Annotated in this window: 6 protein-coding genes; 3 read left to right on the top strand and 3 right to left on the bottom strand. The window is 49.5% G+C overall.

What is annotated here, in order from left to right; translation table 11 throughout:
• The first annotated feature begins 85 nt into the window (after positions 1–85).
• Positions 86–1,819: a 50S ribosome-binding GTPase gene (locus tag IGR76_02025; protein MBF2077312.1), complete on the top strand. Its 1,734-nt coding sequence runs from the start codon at positions 86–88 to the stop codon at positions 1,817–1,819.
• A 41-nt stretch (positions 1,820–1,860) separates the two neighbouring features.
• On the opposite strand, the gene IGR76_02020 is transcribed toward IGR76_02025, so the two are convergent.
• Positions 1,861–2,238, bottom strand: a complete 378-nt coding sequence (locus tag IGR76_02020) for a hypothetical protein (protein MBF2077311.1) — start codon at positions 2,236–2,238, stop codon at positions 1,861–1,863.
• 252 nt (positions 2,239–2,490) lie between these two features.
• On the opposite strand from IGR76_02020, the gene sbcD reads away from it, so the two are divergent.
• Positions 2,491–3,801: an exonuclease subunit SbcD gene (gene sbcD / locus IGR76_02015; GenBank protein MBF2077310.1), complete on the top strand. Its 1,311-nt coding sequence runs from the start codon at positions 2,491–2,493 to the stop codon at positions 3,799–3,801.
• 24 nt (positions 3,802–3,825) lie between these two features.
• On the opposite strand, the gene IGR76_02010 is transcribed toward sbcD, so the two are convergent.
• Positions 3,826–7,026, bottom strand: coding sequence for an efflux RND transporter permease subunit (locus IGR76_02010; protein ID MBF2077309.1), 3,201 nt, complete (start codon positions 7,024–7,026; stop codon positions 3,826–3,828).
• On the opposite strand from IGR76_02010, the gene IGR76_02005 reads away from it, so the two are divergent.
• On the top strand, positions 7,007–7,201 hold the full coding sequence (locus IGR76_02005; protein ID MBF2077308.1) for a hypothetical protein: 195 nt from the start codon (positions 7,007–7,009) through the stop codon (positions 7,199–7,201). The genes IGR76_02010 and IGR76_02005 overlap by 20 nt on opposite strands.
• A 186-nt stretch (positions 7,202–7,387) precedes the next feature.
• On the opposite strand, the gene IGR76_02000 is transcribed toward IGR76_02005, so the two are convergent.
• Positions 7,388–8,587: an efflux RND transporter periplasmic adaptor subunit gene (locus tag IGR76_02000; GenBank protein ID MBF2077307.1), complete on the bottom strand. Its 1,200-nt coding sequence runs from the start codon at positions 8,585–8,587 to the stop codon at positions 7,388–7,390.
• Positions 8,588–9,186: the final 599 nt, after the last annotated feature.

The raw sequence follows: 9,186 nt of genomic DNA, 5'->3' as shown, positions 1-9,186 counted from the left end.
TGCTCTTTTTTGATTCTGATACCCCGTCCGCTTGCGGCGGGGTAGTTCATTCTTAAGCTTATCTACACATCTGAGGTACTGCATTATGTCTCAATCTACTCCAAAATTCCAGGCTGCTGAAATTGGCGATCGCTTTAAGAAAGCTTATGTTAAATTTGACCAGCTATTGGCTTCAGCAAACTCTGAAGATCTGACTAAAATTCGTTATAAGTTGCGGGAAGGTGTTAAGGAATATAAACAAAAAGGGGCGCTCACAGTTGCCTTCATTGGACAATATAGTGCTGGAAAATCGACCATTATCTCTGCACTGACAGGACGTCGAGATATTCATATCGATGCTGACATTGCAACCGATAAGACCTCTCCTTACGACTGGAACGGTATTAGAATTATTGATACTCCTGGTTTATTTACTGATCGTCAAGATCATGACCAAATCACCTATGAGGCCATTTCAAAAGCTGACCTGCTGGTATTTTGCCTCACATACATGCTGTTCGACACATACACGGTTGAAAACTTTAAGAAGCTGGCATACGACAAAGGCTATCGCTGGAAAATGATGCTAGTAATTAACAAAATGTCAGCTGATGCAGGAGAAGAAGAAGGGAAAATCGCCAGCTACCGCCATAGCTTTGCAGAAGCTCTGAAACCTTATGATCTCGATGAGTTTCCAGTATGCTTTATTGATGCAAAAGACTACTGTGAGGGAATCGATGAGGATGACGAATTTTTAACAGAAATTAGCCGCTTTAATACATTTGTATTAGAACTCAATAATTTTGTTAAGCGTCGAGCAGTTCTTGCCAACTACGATACACCAGTAAGAATTGTTTTAAGCAGCATTGATGAAGCGCAAATTGGCTTTGCTCGAAATTCTAATGAAGATATAGCCTTTCTAGAAATCTTGTCAAGATTTATACGTCGTATCAATAAAAATAGGGAGCGACTTCGTACCAAAGTCAGAAGTGTTACCTTAGAGATGAAAACAGCAGTTGTAAATGAGGGAATAAAGCTTGCTTCATCTGTTGGCGGTGAAAACTTTGAGAGATTAAATGAACAATCCGAAATCAATGTTCGTAGCTATTATGAGAATGCAAGTCAATCTTTAGAGACAGCATTTAATGAAGCGATACAATCTATCCAATCTGAAATAGAGGATGAACTAAAAAGTAATTTAACTCAAGAATTCATTGCTCAACTTAACTTTGACAGCACTATTTCTGTGGAAGCTTTTTCTGCAGGTTCCACAGCGGAGCAAATTCGCGGTCAAATCGAGTGGCTGCAGAAAATTGGTGACAATGTTGGAGTAGAAATAGGCAAATTTATCCCTGAATCTAGTGGGTTCTTCCTAAAATCCTCAGAAGTAGCAAGCAGCCAGATCCACACATTAGTTTATGACATTGGCAAATTCGTTGGATTTAAATTTAAGCCCTGGCAAGCAATAGGAATTGCAAAAAATATTAGTAATTTTGCAAAGTTTTTAGGCTCACTAGCAGCAATTGCTTCGATGGGGCTTGAGCTTCATGCTATGTATCAAGAGCAAGAGTATGAAAAGAAAATGGCCGATATCCGCCGAAATATTACTAGCCAATTTAAGTCGTTTTCTATAGATCTTGAGCAGCAAATAGAAAATCAATTAAGAGAGTTTGAAGCCAAGGTCTATGGACAGTTAGAGCAGAACATCATAGCCGCACGCAAACAGAATGAATCTGCAATGGCAGCCTCTAACGCTGATTTAAGTCAACTTGCTGATATTCGAGGGGAGTTTGAGTCTATTTTGAAAGATGTTGGAGAGGCAAGTTTAGATATGCTTTAAGTTTGAAATTGCCTCCGCATGAGCATCTCTCGGTAAGAATCCTATGTTTCCCATCCGGTAAAGTTGACCTCAATTTCACTGGATGGGTCGTTGCATTTAGGGCATCGTTGACCAATCATGTCATTGACCGACTTTCCGTGAATTGATTGACACTTCTGGCATTCGAGAACATCTCGCTCCAGGTCAAGGGAACTAATCGAAAGACAATCAAGGCATAGCCAGCCTTCCAAATAACCAGTTCGCTCATTGATGAGTTCCTCACTAGCATTTTCACCCAGAATTCTATCCATGATGATGAACTCACTAGGATGCGGCGCAAGCACACGCTTTCCAGTCTCATCAATCACATACATCGTTCCACCAATTCCCCAATCCAAACAAAATCCACAGGTGTTACAGCTAGTCTCAAAAATGTCCATTTATACCTCTTCAATAACTATTGTTCTATCTTCTACGTCGCCAACTTTAATCAGGATGTTTGAGGCGATCGCCCACCGAAAAGATCTGCGACTTCTTTTATGATTCCCATCCGCGACTGTGGGGGTGCTGACAAGAAGTCGCAGATCTGGATACTCAAGACCTCGCAGAAACCTGAACACCTGTTCTCATCTAATACACTTGATCCTAAAATAGGGGCAGTCTCGCACTCATCCTGCCTTTGGATATGCCCCATGATCAAAATTCTCCATCTCTCCGACATCCACCTGGGTAGCGGCTTCTCCCACGGACGCATGAACCCCGAAACAGGCTTGAATACTCGGTTAGAGGATTTTGTCAAAACGTTGAGCTTATGTATCGATCGGGCGATCGCCGAACCCGTTGATCTAGTCCTCTTCGGTGGCGATGCCTTTCCCGATGCCACACCACCGCCGATCGTGCAGGAACTTTTTGCCGCCCAGTTTCGCCGCTTGGTGGATGCCCAGATCCCGACCGTGTTGCTAGTCGGCAATCATGATCAGCACGCTCAGGGGCAAGGAGGCGCGAGTCTTTGTATTTACCGAACCTTGGGCGTACCAGGCTTTGTGGTGGGCGATCGCCTCGAAACTCACACTATTGCAACCCGAAACGGAGAGGTGCAGATTATTACCCTCCCGTGGCTCAACCATTCCGCCTTTCTCACCCGACCAGAAACGGAGGGATTATCCTTAGCAGAAGTGAACCAGCAGTTGATCGATCGGCTCCGACTCGCTCTCGAAGGCGAGATCCGGCAGCTTAATCCCGATAAACCGTCCATCTTGCTTGCCCATGCCATGATCGACTCGGCTCGGTATGGCGCAGAACGCTTCCTGGCCGCAGGTAAGGGCTTCACAATTCCGCTCGCGATTCTCTCCCGTCCCTGTTTTAACTACGTCGCGCTAGGGCACGTCCACCGTCACCAGATTCTTTGCGATGATCCCTACATCGTCTATCCCGGCAGCATTGAACGGGTAGACTTTAGTGAAGAGAAAGAGGACAAGGGATTCGTACTCGTTGATATTAAAAAAGACAAAACCGAGGTTGAGTTTTGTCCCCTTCCGGTGCGTCCCTTTTCGACCATTCGCGTCGATCTCTCGAAAAAAGAAAGTCCCCAATCGGCCTTACTGAAGGCCATCAAATCCCATCCCGTGCAAGATGCCGTCGTGCGCCTTATCTACCAACTCCATGCCGATCAGCTTGATTTGATTGACATGGCCAGCCTCCACGAAGCCCTCAGCCCTGCCCATACCTACAGCATCCATCCCCAATTGGTGAGCCAGCTTGCCCGTCCCCGTGTTCCCGAACTCGGTGCAGGCCATACGATTGATCCCCTCAGTGCCCTACAGACCTATCTTGAGAATCGTGAGGATCTCAACGACCTCGCCGAGGATATGCTGCGGGAGGCTCAACGGTTACTCGCTATCGATAACAGTGACGAGGACTTTGGCGATCGCCCTCAGCCTCTGTTTGACCTAGACACAGAGGAGGAAGACGATGATGAGATTGCCCAAATGAGGCTGTTTTAGGAAAGAGCGATCGCCTATTCTGCCTTACATAACGGCGCTACTTCCCATCTGCGATGCCGAATCAGGATCAGAGTCAGGGTCACGCTCTGCGCCTAAGCCCGATGGTTCCTTTGAGGGAGGCAACGTGCGATCGCTCAACGACTTGATCACGATGTACAAAATCGGAACCACTAACAGACTCAGGAAGGTTGCCACAAACATACCCCCGAAGACCGCTGTTCCCAAGGACTGACGACTGCCAGAGCCAGCCCCCGTCGCAATCACCAGCGGAAAGATACCGACTAGGGTTGAAATGGCCGTCATTAAAATTGGGCGCAATCGTTCTTTGGAAGCCTCTAACGCCGCCTTCGGAATCGAAAATCCTTGATCGCGAAGCTGATTCGCAAACTCCACAATCAAAATTGAGTTTTTACTCGCCAATCCGATCAGCATCACCAAGCCAATCTGGCAGTAGACATCGTTCGCCAGCCCACGAGTCACCTGAGCAAAGAGCGCTCCTAAAATCGCCAAGGGCACAGCCAGCATGATGATCACGGGATCAATATAGCTTTCGTACTGAGCCGCCAGAACCAGGAAGACAAAGACCAGACCCAACCCAAAAATAATCGGTGCTTGTCCACCCGATTCAATTTCCTCTAACGATGTCCCTGACCACTCGTAGCCCATGCCCGGAGGGAGAACCTCAGCCGCCGATTGTTCCATCGCCCGAATCGCATCCCCCGAACTTGCCCCCGGAGCCGTCGTACCGTTGATCTCGATGGATCGGAAAAGATTAAAGTGGTTAATCATCTGGGGAGCCGTGGTGGGCGTTATCGTGACCAGGTTGCCCAAGGGAACCATCTGGCCTGAGTCCGAGCGGACATAGAGTTTATTGATATCCGCTGGCGATGCTCGAAACTGTTCATCGGCCTGAACATACACGCGATAGGTACGCAGGTCCAGGTTAAAGTCGTTCACGTACCGCGAACCGAGATAGATCTGCAAGGTACTGAAGATCTCATCAATGGGAACGTTCAGCGACTTCGCCCGGTTGCGATCGACCTCTATTTGGAGCTGCGGGGTGTTGGCCGAATAGGTGCTAAACACAGCCTGGAGTTCGGGCTGTTGGTTGGCTGTGCCTAGAAGCTGCCCCATGTACTGCAGCATCGTGTCAATGCCGAAGTTGCCCCGTCGATCCTGAAGCTGGAACTGGAATCCGCCAAAGTTCCCTAATCCCTGAATCACCGGAGGGTTCACAGCAAAGATCCGGGCTTCGGGAATGCCAAAGAGTTGCGGCTGTAATCGCGAAATAATCCCCAATGCAGAGCCTTCAAACCCAGGGCGTTCATCCCACGGTTTCAGCGTCGTAAAAACCACCGCCGTATTGGAGGTGTTGCCGCTAAAGCTAAAGCCTCCCACCGCAAACGTAGCCCGTACCTCTGGCATTTGGAGAATCAGATCTTCCACCTGCGTCATTACCTCGCTGGTGTAGTTAAGGGACACCCCCTCTGGAGCCTGAATAATCGTGATGAAGTACCCCTGATCTTCATCTGGTAAGAAAGCGCTCGGAACCACCGTGTATAGCCATACGGTGCCCATGAGCAATAGCACAAAGATACCGATGACGATCGCCCGCATCCGCATGAGCGATCGCAGCACATGCCCGTACCGAACTCGTAACCAATCTTGCCCCCGGTTAAACACCGCAAAGAGGCGGTCGAGCCAGGAATTTCCAGGCAGACGCCGACGGATCAGTAACGCTGAGAGCGTCGGCGTTAACGTTAGTGCCGTAAAGGTAGACACCGCAATCGAGAAGGCGATCGTCAGCGCAAACTGGTTATACAGCGCTCCCGTCGTTCCAGGGAAAAAGGCCACCGGAACAAAGACCGCCATCAGCACTAGCGACGTAGCAATCACCGCTCCCGTGAGTTCCCGCATGGACTCAATCGCGGCTCTACGTGGCGGAATTCCCTCCTGCTGAATTTTCGTAGCAATACTTTCCACTACAACGATCGCATCGTCTACGACCATGCCCGTTGCCAAGGTCAGGCCAAACAATGTCAAACTGTTGATTGAAAAATCAAACAGCCGCACAAAGATAAACGTACCGATGAGCGAAACAGGAATGGTGATGGAGGGAATAACTGCAACCCGCCAATCCTGCAAAAAGACAAAGATGATCAGAACCACCAGCAGCACTGCCTGCATGAGTGTCCAAACCACTTCTGACAACGACTGCTCTACATAATCCGTGGTGTCAAATCCAATGTCATACATCAGGCCGGGAGGGAAGGTTTCCGCTAGCGTTGCCATTTCAGCCTTCACGCCCCGCGCCACCTGCAGAGCGTTACTGCCCGGAACTTGGAAAATCCCTAATCCGATCGCCTCCTGCCCTCGAAACCGCAAAAACGAGCCGTAGTTCTCTGCGCCCAGTTCTGCCCGTCCCACGTCCTTGAGGCGAATCAAGCTCCCATCCTCAGTTGTGGTGATCACCACATCCTCAAATTCGCGCACATCGTTAAGCCGACTGATGGCGCGGAGGTCTATTTCGTATTCCTGATCGGTGGGCATGGGCTGTTGGCCAATGCGCCCTACCCCGACTTGAATATTTTGTTCTTGCAGGGCATCTACTACATCCTGGGGGGTGAGATTCCGGTTTGCTAAGCGATCGGGATAGAGCCATAGCCGCATTGCATAGGTACGTTCGCCAAAGATTTGGACATTGCCCACCCCTTTGACTCGTCGCAACGCATCCACAATGTAAAGATCAGCGTAGTTGCTCAGAAAAATGTCGTCGTACTCGTCATTTTCTGAAAAGAGACTCATCGCCAGCAGGATATTACTCGATTCCTTACTAACGCTTACCCCGGTTTGATTGACTTCTTCTGGAAGTTGAGATTCCGCCACCGAGACTCGATTTTGGACATCGACCGCCGCAATATCCTGATCCCGAGTGGGTTCAAAGGTAACGGTAATGCTGCTGGTGCCGTCGTTGCTGCTGGTCGAACTCATGTACCGCAGTCCCTCAACGCCATTGATTTGCCGTTCTAGGACAGTGGTGACAGCACTTTCAACAGTTTGGGCGTCAGCTCCAATATAGTTAGCCGTTACCGTAACTTGCTTAGGACTGATATCGGGGAACTGGGAGACTGGCAACACCAGAATGCAAATCAGCCCCAGTAAGAGGATGATCAGGGCGCAAACCGTTGAGAAAACAGGTTTTTTGATGAAGAAGTCCGTAAACATAGCTGCGGCTCAGCAAGGATACTGGGTGAATGGGACACAAGTGCTGAAGTTGAACCAGAGGCGCGATCGCCCCTTTTTAATGACTCGGCTAATGACTCAGTGTTGGATGGAAGGGGATCGCCTCACCGTGCGAGGATGTTTGAAAAAGTATCTGTCATGTATCAAAGCGCTGTAGATCCCCCTAAATCCCCCTTAAAAAGGGGGACTTTCGAGCTACTTCCTCCTGTTTAAGGGGGGCTAGGGGGGATCGACTAGTGCTAATAATGACAACCATTGAATTTTCAAACATCCTCTAAAACCAAACATTCCTCCAAAATGAAGACCTAAAAAGGCTTCAAACCAACGAGCAGACCATGAACTACTACTGAGGGGGAGCACCCGAAGCAGACGGATCGGGCATTTGGGACGACAGCATAATCGGTGCGCCATCGGAAAGATTCAAAATTCCCGACACCACAATTTCTTCTCCGGCCTGCAAACCATCGAGGACTTGGTAGCTGTTGTCTTGAATGTCCCCCAGCGTGACCGGACGCTGGCGGGCAATGAGTTGGGGGGCTTCTTGCTCAGGCGTTTGCTGCTGCTCCACGACGTAGACAAACGTTTGCCCGCCTAAACGAGATACGGCTGTCACCGGAACAACAACACCAGGACGAGTATTCCAAATCACCCGCGCCGTGACCGATTGCTTATCACGCAGTTGTCCCGTTGGATTCGGGAAGGTAGCCTTTGCGAGTACGACTTGGGCTTCTGGAGACGTCGCAGGGGATACAAAGCTGATTTGTCCACGACCCAAAACTGTTTCACCATCTCCACCGCGTAACTCAACGGGGAGACCATTACGAAGCTGTGAGGCTTGTTCGATCGGAACGGACAGCCGTAGATCCAACGACTCGTTCTGAACTAGAGAGGTGAGCGTATCGCCAATATTGACGTAGCTGCCGAGCTTGACCGGAATATCGCCAATCACACCCGAAATCGGAGCCGTCACCGTGGTGTCGGATAAATCGCTCCGAACCGCTTGAACCTCAGCTTGGGCTTGCTGTAACGTGGCGATCGCCTGCGCTAAGTTGGCTTTTGAGGCTTGAACTTGGCGATCGGTGGCGTCGTAGGTAGCGCGAGCCGTGGTTAGGTCGCGGGTGGCCAAGTCCAGGGCTTGCTGCGACTGCACTCCTTCAGCTACCAGCATGGAAGTTCGCTCATACTCCGACTCTTGCAGTTCCACTTCGGCTGCCGCTCGAATCAACTCGGCCTCTTGGGATTGAAGCTGAGCCTGGGCACTATTACGGTTTGCCAAGGCCGCGTTCACGTTGGCCAACGCCGCATTGAGTTCCGCCTGGGTGCGATCGGGACTGATTTGAAAAATCGGATCACCGGGATTGACGCGATCGCCCTCGGATACATAAATCTGAGTCACCCGTCCGGCAATTTCCGGGCGCAACACCACGCCTTCCACCGATTCGAGATTGCCAATAAATTCAGAACTGTCTTCAAGCGTCGTCGGCTGCACCTGTTCTGTCTCCACCAGCACACCGGGGGGCATCTGCTGCTGCTGTTGCGCCATAAATATCGGTGCCACAAACCGCCAGGTTAGGAAACCACCTCCCAGCAATAGGAGTCCACCCAGTACCAGCCAAATCCACCACGGCTGTCGGGAATCGTGGTTTAGATTCGTTTCTGGAACGCTCGCTTGATCCGCATGTTGATCCGCCTCGCGGGGAAAGGCTTGAGAGTCTGGAGTGAGCATGATGGTGTCGCTGAGCTAGTGGGATTAAGTTTGTCGAACGTCTAAGGAGTTGCTGGTGAGGGCTGCATTCGGAGACTTTGTTGAGTCAATTCATCGTATAGAACTTATCAAAAATCTTTGCTGGGAATTGACGCCATTGCCTCAGCCGATTATTGAATACTAACGCTACCAAAAACTATCACCCAGTAGAAGGATTTTTAAAGGTACGGCAGGATGATTGTTGGATGACACCTACTCGGCCATAGATATTGAATACACATGCACCTTTGTAAGGATGATTTAGGAAGAGCTAATAAGAATTAATCATCTATCCATAGACAGATATTTCTAAAATCTTTGAAAGAATAGATGCTGCTCTCTGGGCACTGGTCTTCTAGTTCGTGATGTCTGTGAAGCCTCGTAATGTCAGGAATTCC

The sequence above is a fragment of the Synechococcales cyanobacterium T60_A2020_003 genome, assembly GCA_015272205.1.
GTDB lineage: Bacteria > Cyanobacteriota > Cyanobacteriia > RECH01 > RECH01 > JACYMB01.
This window is presented reverse-complemented; position numbering and strand designations above follow the sequence as displayed.